The organism is Novosphingobium sp. YAF33 (genome assembly GCF_052113265.1).
Classification (GTDB): domain Bacteria; phylum Pseudomonadota; class Alphaproteobacteria; order Sphingomonadales; family Sphingomonadaceae; genus Novosphingobium.
The window spans coordinates 22,366-42,466 of record NZ_JBFRCW010000008.1; the positions used below are offsets into that span (position 1 = coordinate 22,366).

20 protein-coding genes and 1 pseudogene are annotated in these 20,101 nt (G+C 65.2%); 3 read left to right on the top strand and 18 right to left on the bottom strand.

The annotated features are described in order from the left end of the window. Nucleotides 1–26 precede the first annotated feature (26 nt). Nucleotides 27–515 carry a hypothetical protein gene (locus AB4Z00_RS17755; protein WP_442046755.1) on the top strand — a complete coding sequence of 163 codons (489 nt, stop codon included), beginning with the start codon at nucleotides 27–29 and terminating at the stop codon, nucleotides 513–515. A 45-nt stretch (nucleotides 516–560) separates the two neighbouring features. Here AB4Z00_RS17755 and AB4Z00_RS17760 read toward each other — a convergent pair whose 3' ends face one another. From AB4Z00_RS17760 to AB4Z00_RS17795, 8 genes are all read right to left on the bottom strand, one after another. Continuing rightward, complete coding sequence (locus AB4Z00_RS17760) at nucleotides 561–1,589, bottom strand: deazapurine DNA modification protein DpdA family protein (RefSeq protein ID WP_036529772.1); 1,029 nt, start codon at nucleotides 1,587–1,589, stop codon at nucleotides 561–563. A gap of 103 nt (nucleotides 1,590–1,692) precedes the next feature. Next, nucleotides 1,693–2,208 (bottom strand): thermonuclease family protein, encoded by a 516-nt coding sequence (locus AB4Z00_RS17765; protein ID WP_442046756.1) that lies wholly within the window; start codon nucleotides 2,206–2,208, stop codon nucleotides 1,693–1,695. Further along, entirely contained in the window at nucleotides 2,205–2,405 is a 201-nt protein-coding gene (locus AB4Z00_RS17770; RefSeq protein WP_036529776.1) for a hypothetical protein, read from the bottom strand. Before AB4Z00_RS17770 ends, AB4Z00_RS17765 begins: the two co-directional genes overlap by 4 nt. 44 nt (nucleotides 2,406–2,449) lie before the next feature. After that, nucleotides 2,450–3,061: a DUF6927 domain-containing protein gene (locus AB4Z00_RS17775; RefSeq protein WP_442046757.1), complete on the bottom strand. Its 612-nt coding sequence runs from the start codon at nucleotides 3,059–3,061 to the stop codon at nucleotides 2,450–2,452. A 26-nt stretch (nucleotides 3,062–3,087) separates the two neighbouring features. Continuing rightward, the gene (locus tag AB4Z00_RS17780) at nucleotides 3,088–3,249 is read right to left on the bottom strand and encodes a DUF5983 family protein (RefSeq protein WP_442046883.1); all 162 of its coding nucleotides are present in this window, start codon (nucleotides 3,247–3,249) and stop codon (nucleotides 3,088–3,090) included. Continuing rightward, nucleotides 3,250–3,405, bottom strand: a complete 156-nt coding sequence (locus AB4Z00_RS17785; protein ID WP_442046758.1) for a hypothetical protein — start codon at nucleotides 3,403–3,405, stop codon at nucleotides 3,250–3,252. Nucleotides 3,406–3,415: 10 nt separating this feature from the next. After that, entirely contained in the window at nucleotides 3,416–4,351 is a 936-nt protein-coding gene (locus AB4Z00_RS17790) for an ArdC family protein (protein ID WP_442046759.1), read from the bottom strand. Between the two features lie 78 nt (nucleotides 4,352–4,429). After that, nucleotides 4,430–6,592, bottom strand: a complete 2,163-nt coding sequence (locus AB4Z00_RS17795) for a ParB/RepB/Spo0J family partition protein (RefSeq protein WP_442046760.1) — start codon at nucleotides 6,590–6,592, stop codon at nucleotides 4,430–4,432. Nucleotides 6,593–7,071: 479 nt separating this feature from the next. On the opposite strand from AB4Z00_RS17795, the gene AB4Z00_RS17800 reads away from it, so the two are divergent. Beyond that, a complete protein-coding gene (locus AB4Z00_RS17800; RefSeq protein ID WP_442046761.1) occupies nucleotides 7,072–7,278 on the top strand; it encodes a hypothetical protein in 207 nt (68 codons plus the stop codon). 288 nt (nucleotides 7,279–7,566) lie between these two features. Here the strand turns inward: AB4Z00_RS17800 and AB4Z00_RS17805 are convergent. Then, a pseudogene (locus AB4Z00_RS17805) lies at nucleotides 7,567–11,174 on the bottom strand (strawberry notch C-terminal domain-containing protein). 305 nt (nucleotides 11,175–11,479) lie between these two features. Here AB4Z00_RS17805 and AB4Z00_RS17810 point away from each other — a divergent pair. After that, nucleotides 11,480–11,959 (top strand): MucR family transcriptional regulator, encoded by a 480-nt coding sequence (locus AB4Z00_RS17810; protein ID WP_313443059.1) that lies wholly within the window; start codon nucleotides 11,480–11,482, stop codon nucleotides 11,957–11,959. A 72-nt stretch (nucleotides 11,960–12,031) separates the two neighbouring features. Here the strand turns inward: AB4Z00_RS17810 and AB4Z00_RS17815 are convergent, their stop codons facing one another. The 9 genes from AB4Z00_RS17815 to AB4Z00_RS17855 form a co-directional block, all read right to left on the bottom strand. Continuing rightward, complete coding sequence (locus AB4Z00_RS17815; protein ID WP_313443061.1) at nucleotides 12,032–12,325, bottom strand: hypothetical protein; 294 nt, start codon at nucleotides 12,323–12,325, stop codon at nucleotides 12,032–12,034. A 104-nt stretch (nucleotides 12,326–12,429) separates the two neighbouring features. Continuing rightward, nucleotides 12,430–13,263 carry a glycosyltransferase family 2 protein gene (locus AB4Z00_RS17820; protein WP_036529425.1) on the bottom strand — a complete coding sequence of 278 codons (834 nt, stop codon included), beginning with the start codon at nucleotides 13,261–13,263 and terminating at the stop codon, nucleotides 12,430–12,432. Further along, nucleotides 13,263–13,844, bottom strand: a complete 582-nt coding sequence (locus tag AB4Z00_RS17825; RefSeq protein WP_036529391.1) for a class I SAM-dependent DNA methyltransferase — start codon at nucleotides 13,842–13,844, stop codon at nucleotides 13,263–13,265. Before AB4Z00_RS17825 ends, AB4Z00_RS17820 begins: the two co-directional genes overlap by 1 nt. Next, nucleotides 13,841–14,509, bottom strand: coding sequence for a PIG-L deacetylase family protein (locus AB4Z00_RS17830; RefSeq protein WP_313443065.1), 669 nt, complete (start codon nucleotides 14,507–14,509; stop codon nucleotides 13,841–13,843). Before AB4Z00_RS17830 ends, AB4Z00_RS17825 begins: the two co-directional genes overlap by 4 nt. Beyond that, nucleotides 14,503–15,612 carry an acyl-CoA dehydrogenase gene (locus AB4Z00_RS17835; RefSeq protein ID WP_313443067.1) on the bottom strand — a complete coding sequence of 370 codons (1,110 nt, stop codon included), beginning with the start codon at nucleotides 15,610–15,612 and terminating at the stop codon, nucleotides 14,503–14,505. The genes AB4Z00_RS17830 and AB4Z00_RS17835 overlap by 7 nt, the downstream gene beginning before the upstream one ends. Further along, on the bottom strand, nucleotides 15,609–16,658 hold the full coding sequence (locus AB4Z00_RS17840; RefSeq protein ID WP_036529387.1) for a glycosyl transferase: 1,050 nt from the start codon (nucleotides 16,656–16,658) through the stop codon (nucleotides 15,609–15,611). Before AB4Z00_RS17840 ends, AB4Z00_RS17835 begins: the two co-directional genes overlap by 4 nt. Then, a complete protein-coding gene (locus tag AB4Z00_RS17845) occupies nucleotides 16,655–17,575 on the bottom strand; it encodes a glycosyltransferase (protein ID WP_036529386.1) in 921 nt (306 codons plus the stop codon). Before AB4Z00_RS17845 ends, AB4Z00_RS17840 begins: the two co-directional genes overlap by 4 nt. Further along, nucleotides 17,572–18,672 (bottom strand): glycosyltransferase family 4 protein, encoded by a 1,101-nt coding sequence (locus tag AB4Z00_RS17850; protein WP_442046762.1) that lies wholly within the window; start codon nucleotides 18,670–18,672, stop codon nucleotides 17,572–17,574. Before AB4Z00_RS17850 ends, AB4Z00_RS17845 begins: the two co-directional genes overlap by 4 nt. Before the next feature lie 294 nt (nucleotides 18,673–18,966). Continuing rightward, nucleotides 18,967–20,007, bottom strand: a complete 1,041-nt coding sequence (locus AB4Z00_RS17855; RefSeq protein WP_236727463.1) for an IS5 family transposase — start codon at nucleotides 20,005–20,007, stop codon at nucleotides 18,967–18,969. Nucleotides 20,008–20,101: the final 94 nt, after the last annotated feature.

Below are 20,101 nucleotides of genomic sequence, written 5' to 3' on the forward strand. Positions count from 1 at the left end.
GTTCCCACGCGAAGGGAGTTTCCGCCATGAGCATGTCCAATTTTCTCGACCGGTTCGATCTCGATATCACGCTACGGGATGCCGCGCTCGATCCCGACGATCGGCCGACGCGCCGGATGATCGCCAATGCGGCCATCGGCATGGATGCGCTCGATGCTTATTATGCCGTGCGCGAGATCCGCGAGGCGGCCCAGTGGATCCACGAGGGGCTGGCGCAAGGCAAACGGAAGCTCGCAAGCCTCCTGTCCAATCCGCAGGCCGACGACTTTCAGCGGACGATCTATTTCTGCTTGGCTGGTCGCGGCGTGGTCGAGATGCTCGACGACCTCGCCTGGTTGGAGGATCTGCTCGAGCGGCGCGGCCGGATCGCGGGCCAGATCCACCGTGAAAAGCGAACGATCCTCCCGCTGACCAACCCCTATGTCGCGGCGGAGCCCGATGGTCCCCTGCTGGAGAGTCGTGCCGATTTCGTCCAAGGTGCGTCCTGGTGGGCGGAGGCGGTCGTCAAATCCTGAGCTGCAGGGCTGTGCCGCGTCCGGCGCCGTGCTTGGTGATCGCCATCAAGCCTCAGGGTGCATCAGGTCTGCGGCCCATTGCTCGACCCATCCGGTCACAAGCGCATCATGATCGAGGTCGCCGCTTTCGATGAGCGCGCGCAGATCCTCCCGCGCTTGGGCGATCGCCTCCTGCCAGAGATCGAACCGCAGCGGCGACGCTATCGCTGGCGCCGCGATCGGCAGGGAGCGGGCAGGCTGGCGTAACCGCGCCAGCTGCTGCTCGACCCACCGCTCCATCTCGTCGGCGACGAGGTCATCCGACTTTCGACACCCATGCGCCCGCGCCTTACTACGCGCTGCGATGCCATAGGCCTGGCTGTCGATCGAGGCGACGCGGCGCGCGAAGGGTTTGAGGAAGGGAATAGCCGCGCCCTTGACGCCGAAGAGATGCAACCGCACCGCCGGCGGCAGGACGCGGTCGAGATGATCCACCACCGCGATGAGACCGGCGTCGCCATGGATGGGTCGTCGGCACATCGATCCGACACCGATGAGGGTATGGCGATCGACAAGACCTGCGAGCGCGGTGTCACAGCGTTCGTAATCTTGCGGCAGGCGGCCCTGGATGACCGGCAGGAACGTGCTGGCGATATTCCGATCGACAGCGCGCGCATGGCATTCGATATTGGCCCGGACGGTGCGCGCGATCCGGTCCAGAACCTCCTCCCGGTCTCGGGCAACCTCTTGCTCCACGCAATAGTCGAGGCTCGCCCACCAGCGAAAGGGATAGGCGGATGCGAGCGCGACATAGTCGTCGATGGTCCAGGGAAAGCCGCCATAGCGAGCCATGGCGCTGAACCCGGCACTGTCCAGGCAAAGACTGTGGAGACCGGCCGCATTCTTCAGGCCCTGGAGTTTCCAGCCGGCCCATTCACGTCCCTGCGCTGCGTCCACCCAGCGGGAGAAAGCGTTGGCGGAGACGAGGACCGGCAGCGCAAGCCTGCGCGCGCGGGCGAGCAGCGGGCCGGAGCGAAGATGCGGCAGCCCGACCATCAGCGTGATCGCGCGCGATTGGGACGAGGACGTAATCATACGACATGTCCTTGGAGACCAGTCTCATCGGCAAAGCCCGCCGCCAGCCTCGGCGCGCCCAGGTGCCTGCGGGGTGTGCCGCGCGCTTCAAGCGCCGAGGTGATTATTGTCGGCGCTCGCAGGCGAGGCGTTCGCCCTTGCGCCATCGTGCGGGGGGCAGCCAGGTGCCGGCAAAGGCCCCTGCCTTGCGGCCTTGGGCCTCGGCGTAGGCCGCCTCATAGCGCGCGCGGCGCGCGGGATCGCGGCGAAGATACTGCGATTGCGGGATTGCAAGCCCGGCGCGGAGCAGCGTCTCGCCGAGGTCAGCGCCGCGAACGGTCACGGTGGCGACCGGACGGCCATAGGTTGATGAGGGCGTCAACGTGATGACCGCCTCGGCGTCGCGCAGAGCCCGTGCTGCGAGATCCTGCGCGGCCTTGCCGCACGACCAGCGGCCGTTCCGGCGCTCGCACATCTGCCTTGTCTCGAAGGCATCGATCCCGAGCAGGCGGATATCGACGGCGAGCGTATCGCCGTCGAGCGCGCGGCCGCGCGCATGGAAGCTCTGGGCGTCCGACAGGCTGGAGCCCATAAGCAGGGCTGCAAAGACGCTTGAGAGCATGACCTTGCGACCCATCATGATACTATGACCGTCTCGACCTGCTCATAGCGGGCCGGGACCAGGGCCACGCGGTAGGGCTGGAGAAGATCGCCGGTGCGCACGACGCTGATCGGCCCGCCGTCGGCGGCGAACAGACGTGCAGCGACGCGCTCGGCATTCTGTCGGCTGCACAGGAGGTCGCGTTTGGCGGACCGGGGAAAGGGAAAAGGGAACATGATCAGATCCTTGTCTTCGCAGGAGGGACGGGAGGCAAGAGCGCTCAGGCGAAGAGGGTCTTGTGGACCTTGGTCTCCGGGACGATCGTCCAGGCCTGGTCCATGAAGCGGCCAATCCGGTAGGGCATGCGCGTCTCGGGATCGCGCAGGATGACCCGGCGGCCGATCCGGTCAACGATGAATTCTTCGCCCACATGCCCGTCGGAGAACCGGACCGGGGCGGGCAGCTTGATGCGCGCGCCGGTCTCGATCTTTCGGGAACGGCGGGCGAGCGCCTCGCGGGAGCGACGTCGCCAGTCGAGCGCATGCTCGTTTGTGGTCGGTGTCAGAAGATCGAGGATCGCGGCGGGACAGGCAGCCTCGCAGGGGCCCATATTTTCCGTCATACCCTTGTAGCCAAAATTTTCGCCGCTCGCGCTGCGCGGGTTCCACAGGACGAGGCAGACGATGGCGAAGACCTCGCCGCCGATGCCGTCGCGTGTCACCTGAGCGGCCGCATAATAGACGCGGTTTGCAGGGCAGGACGAGGCGAGCACCTTGAGGCCGCGCGTGCCGCCCTCGGGATGGTCGCGCTCATAGGTGAACTGGTCGTCGAGATAGGCTTTCGCGGTTGCGTGCCCGCCCATCGAATGGCGGGACATGGTGAGCCAACCCATGAGGGTTCTCCTTGGATGAGAGGGGATTACCAGTCGTAGACCGGCAGTTCGGCGATCGGTGCGCAGTCGCGGTCGAACTGCAGCCAGGCCGCGCCGGTCGCTTCGGCGAGGTCGAGGCAGGCCTTGAGCGAGCCGGGCATATGCGCGCGGGCTGGCGACGCGACCCAGATGAACCAGCCACAATCCAGTCATCGGTCCATGAGGATATGCGCCTGCCACAGCTCGGGGTTGAGGCGGGCCGCAAGCGGCGGCGGATAGGCGAGGATGGCGTCCAGTTCCGCCGCGACCTCGGCTGAGAGATGGGCCGTCGACAGGCAGGCCAGGATCTTGGTTTCAAGGGTCATGGCGGCCGCCTCATGCAGCCGCGGCAAGTTCGGGCGGCGGGGCGCTGCCCGCTTGCCCGGCCTCGCCGAACGCCGTCAGATAGGCGAAGGCCTGTTCGGCCTTGGACGCAGCGTGGATGATGGCGGTCTTGTCGGCCTTGAGGATGCCGAGCCAGTGGCCGACATAGCTCGCGTGGCTGTCGTGCAACTCGTTGGGGAGGCCAAGCTCGGCACAGACCAGCCCGGCGGTGATCTCGGCGACAAGTTCTTCGAATGCGTAGGCCTTGTCGCCAAAGCGTTTGCCGAAGCTGCGCGCGAGCCGGTCGCCATGGCCGGTCCAATGCCCCGTTTCATGGACCCTAACGCTCGCATAATGGTCCATCGAGATGAAGCTCGAGCGCTTGGGCATCTGGATATAGTCGAAGGTGGGCGAGTAGAAGGCGCCGTTGCCGCCACGACGGACATCGGCGGGGATCGCCGCGAAGAAGCTGTCGATCGCCGCTTGCCGCAGAGAGGGGGACAGCGGCGTGGCCGGCACCTCGGGCGGGTAATAATAGCCGGGCAGGCCATCGATCTGGTCGGCGTTGAAGACGATGTAATGGCGCAGGAAGCGGATGCTGCGTGCCACGGCCTCACCGCTCACGGCGTCTGTCTCGGTCTTCTTGAACGAGGAATAATAGACGGACAGGGCACCCTGCTCGCCGCGGCGGACCTGCGCGCCGAGCTTGCTCGCCTGCCGATAGGTCATCCAGTAGCGCGACCGGTAGCCGTGCATGTCGCCGAGCGCCCAAAGCAGGAGATTGTTGATCCCCGTATAGGGCGTGCCGCAGTGCCGGAGCGGCCGGCCGCCGCTGCCACTCGTGCGCCAGGGCCGGGTCCAGGGCGGTACGCCCTTTTCAAGGCGATCGATGATGAGGGCGCTGATTTCGGCCGCGGCATCCCGGCCGGTTCGTGCAGGCTTGGACATGATGGAAAACTCCTCACAGACGAGACGACCACCGGCGCGAGAACACGCCGGTGGTCGCTTGCGGACAGGATTTGAGGCTCAGGCCTCGGCGGCGGCGAGTTCGTCTTCGTCGGCCTCGGCCGGCTTGGAGGCCGTCGGCGCGGCCGTCACCGCGTCACCGTCGTCCGTCTCGCTGTCATCAGCCCCGTCGCTTTCGGCCACGTCCAGGTCGCCAGGCGCATCGAGGAGTCCCTCTGCCTGTTCCGGCACGCGGTCCAGGAAGCGCATGGCATTGGGGACCCACGCGAGCGCCGCCTCCTTGACGTCGGGCTCGACGATCGACTCCCCGGCAAAGAGCTTTTCGCAGCTCGCGGCGATCTCGCCCTTCTTGAGCGTGGCATGGCGCGCGGTCAGCGAGCCTCTACCGACATCGTTGAGCAGGGTGAGGATCGTACCCTTGTTGACCCGGTCGAAGAAATTCTCCGCGGTGGGTCGCCACCAGGCGGCGACATCGATCTCGAGGATCGAGGCGAGGCGGTTCTGCAGCGGGATCTGTTCCGCCTTGAAACCGCCCTTGGCCTCGAGCGAGACGGCGACGATGTAGGCGAGCCAGGCTGCCTTGGCGTCGTCTCCGAGCGCGCGGAAGGCCTCGAACCGCTCCACGATATCGGCTGGTTCCGTCCAGGCCGCGTCGAGCCCGTCATGGGCCTCGGCGAGATACTGCCGCGCCCGGGTCACCGGCATATCACCCGAGATCGGGTCTTGCGGTGCTCCGGCCCGCAGCGTCGAGCCATAGTGGGCACTGTGGTAGCCGGTATGACGCGTGGACTGGCTGCGCGCGTCGATCATCGTGAACAGGGCATAGTCGAGCGCGAGCGCGGGTTCGGCGAGGAGCGAGGCCGCCAGAATGTCACGGCGCTGCATGGCGAGTTCGTCGTAGAGCCGGGCGCTGAGCGGCTTGCCGCCCGGACCCACGGCTTCCTCGGGCAGGCTGGGCGCCTCCTTGTCGGCCCCGCCGATGCGGAAACCCCCTGCGAGGCGCTCGCCCTCTTCGCCGCCCTCGCCGTCGTCCTCCTCGCCCTCGCCCTGCGCCTCGTCATCAATGCGCTGGATGGGCTGTTCGCTGAAGAACTGCGTGTCGAGGCGCATTTCGCCCTGCGGGGTCAGCAGGAGGAACGCACCGACATGCGGCTTGAGCTCGTCAGGGAGCACCGGCAGCCGGTTCTCGATGGCTTCGGCCTCGGCCATCAGCGCGTCGTCCTCGCTGTCGAGCGCCTTGAACTGATCCTCGTCGAGCGCCTCGTCCTGCATCAGCTCTTCGAGCTCGCTGCGCCGCGCCTCGATCGCTTCAAGGCGTGCGGCCTGCTCGTCGGTCAGTTCAGGCGGATCGAGCATGACGCGGTAGAGATCCTGCGCGTGGTTATAGGCATAGCTGCTTGCGATCGGCCGGATCCAGGCGAGCCCGGATTCCTCGCCGATGCGCTTGGCCTCGGCTTCCATCATCTTGGCAGCGACGCCCTTGGCGATCTCGGGATCGATCCAGCGGTCGCCGCCCTCGCTGAAGAGGTCGCGATCGACCCGGCCGCCGGCGGCAGCATAGCAGTCCTCGCCGATCAGAAGCGCGATCGGTTCGTTGGATTTAAGGGCGTCGTTGGCGATGACGCGGCGGATGGAATCGGCGTTGACGTAGCTGTTCTGGCCGTAGGTGCTCCAGACATCGAGCTGCTTGTCGTGACTTTCCGTCGAGGCATAGGCCTTGGCGATGTCGAGCGTAATCGCGCCCGAGGCCAGCGCGTCGAAGATCGGCTCGGCCAGCGAGGCCAGGCGCAGGCGGCCTTCGACGAAGCGGCGGGTTTTGCCGAAGCGTTTGGCGACCCCGTCGATGTCGGCGCCCTTGCCGACGAAATGCTCATAGGCGCGGCATTCTTCGGCCGGGGTGAGCGGCAGCTGGTGATAGGTGGCGGCGAAGGACGTTTCGCTCAGATGTGCGATGTCGCCCGTGATGACGCGCACCGGCACGTCATAGTCGGCCGCGACGATCGAACCCGCCTCGACCAGGCGCATCAGTGCGCGCCAGCGCCGTCCCCCGTCGAGCACTTCAAACGTGCCCTTGGGCTTGGCCGGGGTCACCAGCATGTTCTGCAGGATGCCGCGGGCCTCGACGTCGGGGGTGAGTTCGTCGAGACGCAGCCGGTCTTCCGAAACCTTGCGCACATTGATCGGCGAGAGGCGGAGCTTGTTGAGTTTGACGCTGTCGATCACTGGAAGTCTCCTTGATGCCCGGACCATCCCGGGACACCCCTTCCGACCCCCCTTCTCTTTGCAGCGGCCCCGCCGCTGGCCGTTTCGGGCGCCTGGTCTGTCCGACCAGGGGCTGCGGCCTGCGGGTGCGACAGCGATCGCCTAGGCACGCGGATCGGGGCGCCGACACCTGCCAACGACGCTGGGAACCCGGTCAAAAAAAGGAACCGGTTGGCCGCTCCCGGCCCCTCTGTTAGGGCGGGGCTGCGCTGCGCAAAGGGTAGCGCCGGACCTCGCAAGTCCGTGAACACAAGCAACTCGAAAACCATCGGTTTCCGGGCTGCCGTCGCGCATGTCCAGACCTTCGGGTTAAAGGTGACGGCGCATGTGTGTTCACATGTTGCGAGGTCCGGCGGCTCCCGCGTCCAGTGCGCGGGAGTTCGGACGACAGGCCAATCGCCCCTCTCCCGCGGTTCAACCGGGAGCTCGAGGATATGGGCATGGCAGACACGAACAGCCGGGGCATCGCGATAGGCCTCATGCGGCATGCGATGGTGTTTCTGGAAAAGGCCGAGGACTGGGAGACGGCGGCGCGCCTGCAACATGCGCTCGATGTGGCGCTCGCGGCGCGGCCCCTCCAGCCCGGCGAAGAGGTCGATCCGCAATGTGCCGCGCTCATCGCGGCTATTCCGCTCAGCAGCGACTAGGCCGCCCCCGAGCGGGCGGCCGGAAGACCGGGAGGCGCGCACATCATCCGGTAGCGGACGGCGGGGCTTATGCTATCCTAGGCCCATGGCACCAGCACGAGTGGATGCAATGGACACATGACAAGAGGGCGCTTGCGGTCGGCCTGATCCGCAAGGCAGTTCAATTGCTCGAATAGGCGGGCGACAAGGCTGGCGCGGCAACGACCCAGGCGGCGCTCGCGGCCATGCTGCTGACCCAGCCCCTGGCGGGATTGGAAATCGAGCCGGATGCCGCGAGCCTGATCGTGGCTATGCCGCTCGAGCCTCGGGCCTGAGCAGCCGGCCGAGGATATCGGCAGCACCCTCCACCGGCACGAACACGCGCGTGCGGTAGCTGATGATCTCGGTGAAGCAGCCAAGCGATTTGAGATAGGCAAGCTGCGCGGGCGGCGCGCCCACCAGTTCTATGCGGGGCAGGCCGTTCACCACCGCGCGCTTGATCGCCATCGGGAACGGCTGCGTCAGTTCGACGCTGCGTCCGCCGAGCGCGGACTTGACGATATCGCCGGGCGGCAGGTTCTCGGCGCGATCGAGGCCGAGTTTGGTGTAGAGCTGCACGACATGATCGTCGAAGACGATGCGGCCGAGCCAGGACTGGCCGCTCTGGTCGGCGATGCGGTTGACGACGAGATGGTCGCTCGGCAGCGCTGACCAGATCGGCAGCAGGAGCCCGGTCGCGAGCCGGATCGTCTCGGTATCGACCTGCGCCGCCGCCGCTTCGGCCTCGGCGGCCCAGAGTGCGCGGAAAGCCTCCTCGTCGATCGGTGACCAGGCGGTTTCGGCGAGATCGGCAAGGCGCATATAGTCGTTGCGGGTCGGGCGCATGAGTTCGATGCGAGGGATGGGCGTCCCGTCCTTCTCTTCCATATGGGCGCGGGCCTTCACCTGCAGTGCGACCAGGCCGGATTTGGCATTGCGCAGGAAGGCGTGGCGGGGATGACTTTCAGCGATGCGCAGGATGCGCTCGAGCGAGACAGGCGTCTTGCGGCGCGCCACCTCGATGGTGAGGAGGTGGGACGTCGCGCCGCTGACCGGATCGGTGCGCAGGATCGTGTCGTCGATGATCGTCGCGGTATCGACGAGCATGGTCTCCACGCCGACGTCTAGCCGCCCCGCTTCGCGCGCGGCCTGTACCCGGGTTTCGACGAGGGCGAGGAACTCCTCGAAGATCCGGTTCTGCAGCCCAATCGGGAGCGCAAGCAATCGGTTGAGCCAGCGCTGGATCGGCGGCAGCTCGTCCTTCAGCACGCCGTCCTTGTCGGTGAGCTCCAGGCCGGTGCGCTCCTCGAACTCGGCCAGCGTGGTGCTCTTGAGCTTGCCCAGGTGCAGGAGGTGGAACCAGCTCGTCAGCGCCGCGCAGGCGTAGCTGCTTTCCAGATTGTCGGCGGGGTCGAAGAGATTCTGTCCTCCGGTCTGGCGTTGCCCCCGGGTCAGCGCGCCCAGCGTATCGAGGCGCCGGGCGATGGTGCTGGTGAAGCGCAGCTCGCCCTTGCAGTCGGTGGTTACCAGCCGGAACAGGGGCGTGCAGGCCTGATGCGTGCGATGGGTGCGCCCCAGACCCTGGATCGCCCGGTCGGCCCGCCAGCCGGGTTCGAGCAGGAGATGGGCCCGCTGCTCCTGGTTCACCGGTTCGAGGCTCGCATGATAGGAGCGGCCAGTCCCGCCCGCGTCGCTGAAGATGAGGATGCGCTTGAGGCCGCCCATGAAGGCGGCGGCCTCGGCCTGGCTGGTTCGGGTCGAGCGGGTCTCGAGCTTCTGGCGCCCGTCGCTCGCCTGGATCAGCCGCTTGGTGCGTCCCGTAATTTCGGCGACATTGTCATGGCCGAAATGATTGAGCAGCCCGTCGAGCGCGGAGGTGATCGGCGGCAGCGCGCAAAGCTGCTCGATGAGACTGGCGCGCGCCGCGAGCGCCTGCGGATTATCAACCGGATTGCCGTTCTCGTCGTCCATCGGCACCGAGCGCTCGGCGCCGGTGTCGTCGGTGGAGACGCGCATTTGCCGGGTCGGAAAGGCGCGTTCGAGATAGTCGATGACATATTCGCGCGGGCTCAGGTCGATATCGAGTTCGGCGCGCTCGTCCGGGGCGAGCTGGCCCAGGCGGCGGTCGAGGATGGACTCGGCCGTGGTGACAAGCTGCATGACCACCGATTTGCCTTCGGCGAGATGCTGCTCGGCCGCAGCGATCACGGTCGGCAGTTTCATCGACAGGAGCACCTGTCCGAAGAAGCGCTGCTTGGTCGACTCGAAGCGCGAGCGCGCCGAAGCCTTGGCGCCGCTGTTTAGCGTATTGCCTTCGAGGCCGTCGAGCGCGGTCCAGTCGCGCCGCGCATCTTCGAGCAGCGGCTCGTTCTTGGTGACCCAGATGTTGCGCCGCTGGCCCTGCAGCCAGTTGTCGAGGATGCAGGCGGCGACCTGCCGGCCCTTGCCGGCCCCGGTGCCGTCGCCCAGGAAAAAAAGCCCTTGCGATAGGTCCGCCCGTCCTCGGCGAGGACGAGCCCGACGCCCTCCTTGTCCGGCTTGAAGCGGCCCGGGAGGGTCTGCGACCAGGCATGGCCTGCATAGACGACCGTTTCGAGCTGGGAGGCGGAGAGCAGGCGTTCTGACACAGTGCGCTCGGGCAGTCGGGGCACATAGTGTGGGATAGGAGCGGCGATCGATCCCATCGCGACGGATTCGACGAGTGCGGTCGGGTGCTCGCCCGCTTTGTCGAATACGATGCGGCTCGGCCGATAGGGCAGATAGACACCGGTCTGCTCCAGCAGCGGTGCCGGGGCTTCGAGGCGCTCATAATCGACCGGGAGAACGTCGTTGCGCGCCGGTGCGAAATAGGCGCGCGGCTTGACCGAAGCGCTCTTGACCGCGCGGAAGAGCGAGATGCCTTTGGCGGGCACCGGTGCCGCGCGGACGGGTGCTGTAATGACAGGCGGCGCGGCACGYGGCGGCACGGTGAGGACCGCGGCCAGTTCTTCGACCGACGCGCGCTGGATGACGGCGGGCGGCGCGTTCCCCGCGACCTTATCGATGACGAAGAGCCGCACGGCGATGCTCGTACCATGCTTGATGTAGCATTTCTCGAGCCGCAGCGACGTTCGCACGCTCGCCTCGCGCAGCACGGTTTCGAAATGGTCGCGCATGCGCGCACTTGGGCCAAACCAGTCGGGCATGATCGCCACCAGGCGTCCGCCCGGGGCAAGGTGGCGCAGTGCCGCCTGGAGGTGCCGCACAGCGGCCAGGTCGTCGGCGCCGCTTCCCAGCGAGCGCGAGAAGGGCGGGTTCATCAGGATGATGCTCGGCCGCTCTTGCCGGGCCATGAGCGACCCGATCGCGGCGCCGTCATACCCGGTGATGAGGGCTTCGGGGAACAGGGCCGCCAGCCGCGATCGCCGCGTGGGATCGAGTTCGTTGAGTTGGAGCGACCGATGATCTCCGAGCTGTGCGACGAGAAGGCCATTGCCTGCGCTGGGTTCGAGCACCACGTCCTGCGGCCCGACGTCGGCGAGCAGCACCGCGAGCGCCGCGATATCGGCGGGCGTCGAGAATTGCTGCCAGGCGAGCTGCGCTTCGCTGCGCACGGTCTGGGTCGGCAGGCGCTGAACGAGCGCATGGGCCTGCGTCACGTCGGCGAAGCTCTCGAGAGCATAGGGCTTCTCGCGCAGATAGAGGGCCGTTGCGTGCTCCAGGAGTTCGAAGCTGTCGCGCTGTGTCCAGCGGCCATCGGCGTCGCTGCCGCCAAAGGCGCTCGTCATCGCTTCGTTGAGCTGGCGGCGGGTGATGGGCGCCCCCCTGCGCAGCAGGAGAAGCAGGGCCTGGGCAGCAAGGCGGTCGGATGCGCCGGCGGCGGCGAAGAGATCGGACATGAGGGTATGCTCCTGTGAAAGCTGCCCCTTCGGCAGCATCACAATTCCGATCCCCCTTCCCTTTTCCGGGCCGCGCCGCGCCGGGATGGTGATGGTCATCCGGCGCCCTCCGGGACGTCGCTCGGCCTCGCTATGGCCCCCTGTGCGAGACCATTCGCTCTCAGAGCTAGACTGCGCGCCGAACGCGCATTTCCCCTGCATGTTGAACGACGCATGTCGCTCTTGCAGGTAGCGTGATCCGCAATATGAAGGCCGGGCCGGTCGATGGCCGCTGCTGCCTTAGGGCCCTAACAACGGAGAACAGATTGGCCGACGATCTTCTTGTCACACTGACCGCCGATATCGTGTCGGCCCATGTGTCGAACAATTCCGTGTCTCCCTCCGACCTGCCGGTACTCATCGAGGCGGTCTATGGAGCGCTGGATCAGGCCGGGACAACGCCTTCCGTGTCCGAAACTGCCAAGTTGCAACCGGCCGTTCAGATCCGCCGGTCGATCATGCCAGACTATCTGGTGTGTCTGGAAGATGGCAAGAAGCTGACGCTGCTCAAGCGCCATCTGGCGACCCATTATCAGCTGAAGCCCAAAGCCTATCGTGTAAAATGGGGCCTTCCGAAGGACTACCCGATGGTCGCGCCGAACTATCGGGAACGGCGGAGCACATTGGCCAAGGCGTTAGGGCTGGGGAGAAAGGCTGGCGAACAGGCTCCGGCGACGAACGCCACTGGCAAGGGCCGTAAGAAGCTCGGCATCGCGATCCCCAAGCCGATCGACGATCGCCCATAGCCTGCAAGTGCAGGTTTATCGGTCGGCAACGCGACAGGCTAGCACGATCCGATGGCGTTCCGCGAAGATCGCTTATCGCGACCGGCGTAATCTCCTGTCATTTGCCGCCACCTTCTGGCGATAATGCTTCAGGGTGCCGCGTGTTTTGCTCAATGGCGTCGTATCAAGGGCACCGGTCATCATCTTGGTCTGCAGTCCGATCATGGCGCGGACTTTTTCTGAGACCATCAATTCCGCTTCGACGCTTCCATCGTCTTCGCCTGCGGCGATCTTGGCAAGCCTCATCGTCATGACTGTCTCGGCTTCGGCGCCCAGCATCCAGAAATCGAATCCGGCTTTCATCCACGCGGTGTACATGGCGGTCATCGACTGGCTCCTGCCTCATGTGTGGTATCATTGTCGGCTGTCTGCATCTTCCTTCCAGACTGCGCCGTTCGACTGAACATTCTCATCGGCCCGCATCAAGATGCCTATTCAACGCGCAAAGCACAGATTTCGCTTGCAGTAGGCAGGCGCACAAGCTCCAGGGTGCTGCCGCGCCACCGCACAAGTCCAAGCCGTTCGAAATCGCGCAGCCAGCCTTCCATCGGCCATCGTTTCCAGTGTGCGTGAAATGTCTTTGCATTGCGAACAATATCGGACACGTGCTGCACGGGCGGTTCATAGCTTTCATGATATTGGTGGCAGGCGATGGCCTGTCCGACGAACAGCAGCCTGAAGCCGGCAGCGACAGCCCTGAAACCAAAGTCGGTGTCCTCCGCGCCATAGCCCGTGAACGCCTCATCGAAGCCGCCCAACGCCGCAAAGCTTGATCGGCGCAGCGCAAAGGCCAGCGACCAGAACAGCCCGGCATTGCTCTCCTCGCGCACGCCGCGGGCAGGAAATGAGCGCACAGGGTGCGCCCGCCCGCGTTCAAGCAGGTCGCACTCCTGCCAGCTTCCGCGCGCATCGTCGGGGCCAAGATAACGAACATCGGCGCACAGCAGGCTATCGTGCTCGCTGAGGGTATCGGCCAGCAGGCCGACGCACGCGCGCAGAGGAATGCAATCGACATCAAGGAAGATCAGCATCTCATGCCGGGCCAGGGATGCGGCCCGGTTGCGGGCGGCCGCCAGGGGGAGCCCTTGGGTCTCGAACCGATCGATGCGAACGGGAAAGCTTGCTGCGCCGACCTCGACCGGCTCGTCACTCATATCCACGATGATCAGTTCATCGGGTTGTCGATCGCTTCTGCGCAGGCCCTCGACAAGCTGCGCCAGATGCGCGCTGCGGTTACGAACGATGGTAAGGACCGATATGCCCATCAGCGACGCGTCCACAGGTCGAGCCGGTAGGTATCTCGGCGCTCGGCCAGTTCCACATCGAATTTCTGGGCCATGTCGAACCACAAGGTCTCGACCGCCGCATCCCCGCTTTGCGGATAATCGGTTTGCGCGGTGTAATGGACCAGGATGACCCTGCCGCCGGGCACAACATGATCGCGCAGCCATTTGCCAGCACGATCCAGATCGGCCAGATCCCAATAATAGGTCACCTCAGACAGCACCACCAGATCGAAGTCCTTGGCTTCGGGGGCCTCCTGCGGGAACGCCATGTGCGCCAGCCTGACGCCGGGCTGATCGCCCAGGCGCGCCCTCGCCTGCGCCAACGCCTTCGCGCTGATGTCCACGGCAAGAAGGCTGTCGCACAGGGGTGCGAGATAGCCCGTCAGAACGCCATGCGCGCAGCCGATCTCGAGGGCGCGCGCATACCGTCGGTCGGGCAGCACATCATGGGTGTGGGCAAATTTGGCGGCTTCATACGCGCTCGACGCCAGATCCCATGGGTCGTCATCCGATCCGAAAATGTCGTCGAAATATTGTGCGTCCAGGCTCGAGCGGGTCATCGGCAATCCCTTCTCAATGTCAGCACGTCTCGCGCGGCCATGCGGCGCTTTTCGCGCGGAAGCCGAAATCCATCGCCCATCACCGGCGAAATCTGGCTTCGATGGGCGAGCAGGGCCTGACGCCGCTGTCCGACGGGCATGGCCGGCGTGGCGATATGTCGCGCCAGGCGCGGCGCCTCACCCCAGACATGATAGGCAAACAGAGCGACCGGGCGCTTCGCCCTGTGCACAGCGGCCTCGGCCAGTCTGAAGGCCGCGACATGGTCGCAATGCGCCTCGCTATGGTCGGAAACGGCGATCGCATCGATCCGGCGCCAGCGCAGCAGCGCCGCGAGCCGACCGGCCTCCCGCATGAACGGATTGCTGTCAATCGGATGGGGATGCGCGTCGCGCCACCCCATCCAGATCGTCGGGACCGCTTGGGCGCCCAGCCTGCCGAGTGCGTGGCGGGCTTCTTTGCGTCTGGTCACAGCGACGCGCGGCGTAGTTTCGAGATGCGAGCCCGTGCCATCGGTCAGAAATGCGATCATACCGAGCCGGTCTTGCGCGGCGCAATGCGCGATCAGCGCGCCCGCCCCCAATGTCTCGTCGTCGGGGTGGGGAGCTAGGACGAGCCAGCGCGCCGATGCCCATCGGCTTTGTACCAGAGGCTCGCCCTTCACCATAGTCGGTCACTCTCGTCCCAGATGTCGTGATCCAGAAGCATTTGGGCGGCCTCGTCCCGCGCATGATCGGGTCCCGCTTGGCGCAGATAGAGGGAGAGATCGCGAATGATCTTGTCCGCCCGTTCCCCATCGAATGCACTGCGCGTCCCCAATATCCGGGCTGCGGCCTCCATCACGGCAAAGCCTGCATTTTCGACGACCCCGCGGGTCAGGCGCGCAACGGCGACGGCATCGTCATGACCTGACGCAAAGCGCCGTGCTGCTTCATCGACCCAGAAACCTGCGGTGCGCACCGCAACGACCGCATCGGCAAACCGTGCCCGCTGCTGCGGCTCGTTGCAACCCGCATCGCCCATGGTCGATCGGATTTCCGCGACCAGGGCCTCGATGCCACCCAGTTGCGCCGCGCAGAAGCGCCAGGCTCCGGCCGTAAAACGAGGATCACGGTCATAGTCGCCCGGTTGGCCCAGCAGCATGCGCGGTTCGACGGCTATTGCGTCGAGCAGATAGCGACCGCTCACGCTCGCGCGCATCCCCCGGACTCGCCATCCCGACAGGTCCGTTCGGGCCTGCTCGTTGGCGGGGACGATCACCAGGCGCCGGTCGGTGCCTTCGCCGGCGGCAGTGACCAGCGTATAGTCGAGCCCGCCCGCCCCGCTTGCGAACATCTTCTGGCCGACAAGAGACATGGCCGCTCCGCCGACTATCCGTACGCCGGGGGAAGGCTCGGTGGCCCACACCCCGAACCATGCGCCGCGATCCAGAACCTGGGTCAACCAGTCTTGCTGATCGCGCGTCCCGTACCAGTCGAACAGCGACATCGCATTGACATGCCCTTCGTAGAGCCGTCCGATACTAAGGTCGCCCCGTCCCACCTCGCGCAAGGTCTTCGCCATAGCGCATGCGCGCGCCGCTTCATTTTCAAAGCGAACCCCTCCGCATGCTTCGGGGGCGAACCTGCGATGATGACCGCTCTCCACCAGAACCGCTAGGCTATCACACGGGAAATTGGGGGCCGCGTCGTAGCCCGCGCCCAGCGTTGCAAGGCGATCGACGATGTCCGCCGTCGTCTCCATGACCCGCTCGTGTTGGTCCAGGATCATGCGATACCACCTTTATGTTCCATGGCAGCGACAGAAAGGCTGTTCAACCACTCCGCCACCCGTTGCGGCCCGCTCTCCCCGGTCAGGCAAGTGGGCCACTGCTGATTTTGCGCGATCGCCCGATCGATGAGGTCGGACCACTCCCGCGGATGAGGTGGCTCGCGGCACAGGATCGCACCGCCCACGGCAGCCAGGCTGTTGGCCTTGGACATCTGCTCGTCGAAGGGCCGTGGTTCGGGTAGACAGATGTAAGGCCGGCGCGCCGATAGTACGGCGCTGACGACGCCATCGCCGGCGCCGCCGATGACCACCCCGGCAGTCGCAATCTGCGCGTCCGCGTCATCGACCCACCCCCGCAATTCGAGATTATCGGGCATGTCGCAGGGCATGGTGCAGGGCCCTATGACGCGCCATCGCCATGCGGGCGTGGCTCTGGCTGCGGCGGCCCATCGCTCTCCGTCGGAGATGCCGCCCCCGCGGCCCACAACGACCAGCACGGTGCTATCCCCGCCGGGCGCATAGTGTGGATCCGACCGGATGATGCCCGGCGCATGGAAAGTTTTCTCGCGGATCCAGATCGGTATGTCGTCATCGTCCATGGCTTCGTGGAACGGCGCAAGCAGCCCCGTAGCCCCACGAAATGCGTCCAGATGGGCTGGATCCAGCCGTTTCCCGCTCAACCGAACATAAACCGTCGGCACCGAGGCAAGTCGTGCCAGCATCGCCACTTCGGCCGACACATCCACCACCATCAGGCGCGGACGTGCCTCGGCGATCCAGCCTGCCATCCGTCTGATACGCTGACGGATGCCTTCATGATCCAGCGGCGCATAATGCAAGGAGGCCGGACGATCGGCGTGGTCGATACCCGCGAAACTTGCGTCCAGACGATCGTCGGGCAGGTCCAGGAAGGGAAGGTTTCCGGTCCGGCCGGCAAGACCGGTCCCCATCAGCATGACATCGTCGAGCGATTGCCCGATCGCGATCGCGCGCTGGCGATGGCCGTGGCCATGATGATGGATATAATATCCGATCGGGCGGCTCAACCGATGTCTTCCAGGGTGGGCAGCGGCATGTCGCAGGGCATAGGCGCAAGCGCGCGTTCTGCGATCAGGCAATCGGCGGCGCTCATCTCTCCCTTGGCCCATAGCCGCCAGCGGGCGCGCTCCTCCCAGTGCGATAGAGCGGGAACCATGGGATTCTTCTCTTTTGCGACGTAGTCCATCCATTGCTGCATGTCCGCTGCCATGCCGCCACTGGCGCGGCCGGCGGTTCGGGCGGATGCGCGGGTCCATACGGCGTAGGGGTGGATCAGTTTGCCGCCTGCACCACATGCGGCTTCGACCAGGGCGCGATCCTCGCCGGAGGACAGGAGCGGTACGCCGCCGGCTTGGCGATAAAGCTCGACCGATAGGGCAAGGCTTGCCCCTGTATGATCGCCGTGCCGGGGCGGCCTATCCCAGGGGACCGGATCGATGGCGTCCTCGATCGCACGCACCGCCCGCCAATAGGCATCGAACCGGCGGCGTAGCAAGAAAATGCCCGGCGCCGTTTCCGCCTCAAGCTCGTCAAGCTCGATGCGGCCGCCAATGATCCGATCGGCGGAAAAGTGCCTTAAATTGGTCTCCACCCAGTCCAGAGGCGGTCGACAGTCGGCGTCTGTGGAAAGCAGCATGCCTTCGGACGAGATAAGATCAGCGCCCATGTCCATCGCGGCGCGGCGGGCGGATCCGGCATGGGCCCGCGCGGGCTCGAACACGCGCTGGACGATGTGAAGATCGAACGCCGCGTGGGATCGAAGCATGGCGTCTACCGCTGTTGCGTGCGTGGCATCGCTACTATTGTTCACGCAGATAGCGACAGCGAAGGTTTGAACAGTTTGCTGCGCCAAGGCGTCAATCAAGCGGCCGATATGCTCAGCCTCATTTCGGGCCGGTATGCAGACGCAGACAGCGGGGGTCATGCAACGCTGRCAATGAGCGGTGCGGTCTCTGGCTCGGCGGCGAGAGCCGGGAGGGCAACGAGCCTTCGATATACAGCTTCATACTCGTCGACCATGCGCTGCGCGTCGCAATATCGCTCCGCATGTGCCCTGCACGCGCTGCGGCTCAGCCCCGACGCTGCGAGCGCCGCAGAGGCGAGCGACGCGACATCGTCGGGCTTTGCAAGAACGCCGCACTCTTCGGTCAACAGCGCAGGCACGCCGCCGCGCCGGAACGCGGCCACGGGGGTGCCGCAAGCCAACGCCTCCGCCACGACCAGGCCATAAGGCTCTTCCCAGCGCGGCGTGCACAGCGCGGCGATCGCCCCGCCCACGAGTTGGGCGAGTTCGCGATGATAAAGATGGCCGACATATTCGACATTCGCTCCCAGTCGAGGCGCGACGGCCTCGTCGAAATAGCTCTGGTTCGAGATGGGGCCAGCGATACGCAACGGCAGTCCGGCAAGGCGGGCCGCATCGATCGCATAGTCCAGCCCCTTTTCCGGGACGATCCGGCCATACCAGACGAGATAAGGTGTCTCGCTCGCGACCGGTTGATAGGGAAAATGCGTCAGGTCGATGCCGTTGGGAATGATATGATCCGTTTTCGCCACGTGGCTCCACATGTGAGCCGTTGCCTTCGACACAGCGACATAGGTCATCGGCCCGCGGTTGAGCCGTACCCCGCTTTCCAGCCAGCAAAAGGGCGGCGTGTGGAGCGTCGTCAGGACGGGACTGGCAAGCGTTTCCGCCATGCTGACGGGAAGATAGTGCAAGGAATTGTTGTGGATCACATCGAAGGATCGCGACCGTAGTTCGGTCATCAATCCAAGATAGGCATGATGTTCGCGGAAGAAGGCGACATCATTGGCTTCGGCGATGCCCGTTTCAAGAAGCGAGGTTTCATCGCAGATCGCTTCGACACCCAATGCGGGATCGGAGCGCGTCGATGCAAAGAGAGTAACATCGTGTCCACGTTCGCGCAGCGACCGTGCGAGCATGTGAGTGTGCATCTCCAGCCCGCCCGCGAAGGGCTCACCGATCGGGAACTTTAAATGAGCTATTATCGCAACGCGCATCAACGACTCCCCGCGACGATCCAGATGGTTCGCCATCGCTGGAAAACTAACGCATATGAGAAGGATTATTTCCCGGCTCCGGGGCATTTTCTGGGTGCGCGATCGGCGTGATTCACAGGACTATAGTTACCATTACGCTTTGGGTTGCTCGAAGACACTTGGACACTTCGAAGAACCGAGCAATTTGGGCGTGATGTAGACGAGCAGGTGCCCGAGAGCGCCGGAGCCCTTCTTTTGGCGGCCTGATCTGCTGATTTTCTGAAGCGAGCCGGGTGATCCACCCCGGTTTCCAGGTCATGCAGGCGCAGTGCGCCCCTCAAGCCAGGTGAGCCGCTGAAAGTTATAAGCGAGGTTGGCCATGCCGATCTTGATGCGGGCGCGAGCGATGCCGATGGTGCGCACGACCAGGCCCATGCGATGCTTCTGTCCGGCGAAGACATGCTCGACGGCCGAGCGAACCGCCGAGCGCCTTGCGTTGGCGCGTGCAATACGCTCGGGCATCGCCCGTCGGTGCGGTTTCCGCTGGTGGATGTGGCTGGTGAACATGCCCTTGGCCAGGAAGGCCTCGTTCTTCTTCGATCGGTAGGCCGTATCGGCCCAGACGCCCGAGGCGGTGTTGTCCGGACTGATCAGCACCGGCAGCCTGGCCCCATCGTGAGCATTCGCCGCGCTGGCATCCCAGGTGCGGATCAGGCCGTGAGCCCGGTCGATGCCGATGTGGTTTTTATAACCAAACATCGGAATGGCGAGGTCGACCGGCTTGAACGCCGTGGGATCGGCGCCTTCCTTCACCTTGGCCTTGGTGTACTTCACGCTCCAGCGGGCATCGCGATCCTTCTGCCGGACTTTCGCAGGCCTGTCCTTCCAGCGCTCGGGGATCCGGCCCTCCTTGATTGCCGCCTTCTCCTCTTCGGTATTGCGCTGCTTGGGCGCCGGCACCACGGTGGCATCGATGATCTGCCCGCCCATGGCGAGGTAGCCCCGGTCGGTCAGCGCCGCATCGAACCGGGCGAAGAGCTTGTCGATCGCCTTGGCATTCACCAGGCGCTCCCGAAACAGCCATACCGTTGTCGCATCGGGCACTGTTCCGTCGAGACCCAGGCCCAGGAAGCGTTGGAACGAGAGCCGGTCCTTGATCTGGAATTCCGTCCCTTCGTCCGACAGCGAGTAGAGCGCCTGCAGCACCAGGATCTTGAACATGAGGACCGGGTCGAACGGCGGACGCCCACCCTTGCCCCGAGGGCCGCGGCGCAGCGCCGCGACCAGTGGCCCACGGAATACCTCGAAGTCCACGACGGCCGCCAAGCGCTCCAACGGATCACCGGCCGCGCTCAACGCCTCATATCGGTCCGAAAGATCGAAGAAACCCGGCTGTCAAACCATCACCGCCTCCGCTGTCGCGCTCGCGCAGTGAATCATCTCATGCCGT

Excerpts from the sequence above, each read along its gene's own strand:
- AB4Z00_RS17755 (WP_442046755.1), top strand. The coding sequence starts at position 27 with ATGAGCATGTCCAATTTTCTCGACCGGTTCGATCTCGATATCACGCTA.
- AB4Z00_RS17760 (WP_036529772.1), bottom strand. The coding sequence starts at position 1,589 with ATGATTACGTCCTCGTCCCAATCGCGCGCGATCACGCTGATGGTCGGG.
- AB4Z00_RS17765 (WP_442046756.1), bottom strand. The coding sequence starts at position 2,208 with ATGATGGGTCGCAAGGTCATGCTCTCAAGCGTCTTTGCAGCCCTGCTT.
- AB4Z00_RS17770 (WP_036529776.1), bottom strand. The coding sequence starts at position 2,405 with ATGTTCCCTTTTCCCTTTCCCCGGTCCGCCAAACGCGACCTCCTGTGC.
- AB4Z00_RS17775 (WP_442046757.1), bottom strand. The coding sequence starts at position 3,061 with ATGGGTTGGCTCACCATGTCCCGCCATTCGATGGGCGGGCACGCAACC.
- AB4Z00_RS17785 (WP_442046758.1), bottom strand. The coding sequence starts at position 3,405 with ATGACCCTTGAAACCAAGATCCTGGCCTGCCTGTCGACGGCCCATCTC.
- AB4Z00_RS17790 (WP_442046759.1), bottom strand. The coding sequence starts at position 4,351 with ATGTCCAAGCCTGCACGAACCGGCCGGGATGCCGCGGCCGAAATCAGC.
- AB4Z00_RS17800 (WP_442046761.1), top strand. The coding sequence starts at position 7,072 with ATGGCAGACACGAACAGCCGGGGCATCGCGATAGGCCTCATGCGGCAT.
- AB4Z00_RS17815 (WP_313443061.1), bottom strand. The coding sequence starts at position 12,325 with ATGACCGCCATGTACACCGCGTGGATGAAAGCCGGATTCGATTTCTGG.
- AB4Z00_RS17820 (WP_036529425.1), bottom strand. The coding sequence starts at position 13,263 with ATGGGCATATCGGTCCTTACCATCGTTCGTAACCGCAGCGCGCATCTG.
- AB4Z00_RS17825 (WP_036529391.1), bottom strand. The coding sequence starts at position 13,844 with ATGACCCGCTCGAGCCTGGACGCACAATATTTCGACGACATTTTCGGA.
- AB4Z00_RS17830 (WP_313443065.1), bottom strand. The coding sequence starts at position 14,509 with ATGGTGAAGGGCGAGCCTCTGGTACAAAGCCGATGGGCATCGGCGCGC.
- AB4Z00_RS17835 (WP_313443067.1), bottom strand. The coding sequence starts at position 15,612 with ATGATCCTGGACCAACACGAGCGGGTCATGGAGACGACGGCGGACATC.
- AB4Z00_RS17845 (WP_036529386.1), bottom strand. The coding sequence starts at position 17,575 with ATGACCCCCGCTGTCTGCGTCTGCATACCGGCCCGAAATGAGGCTGAG.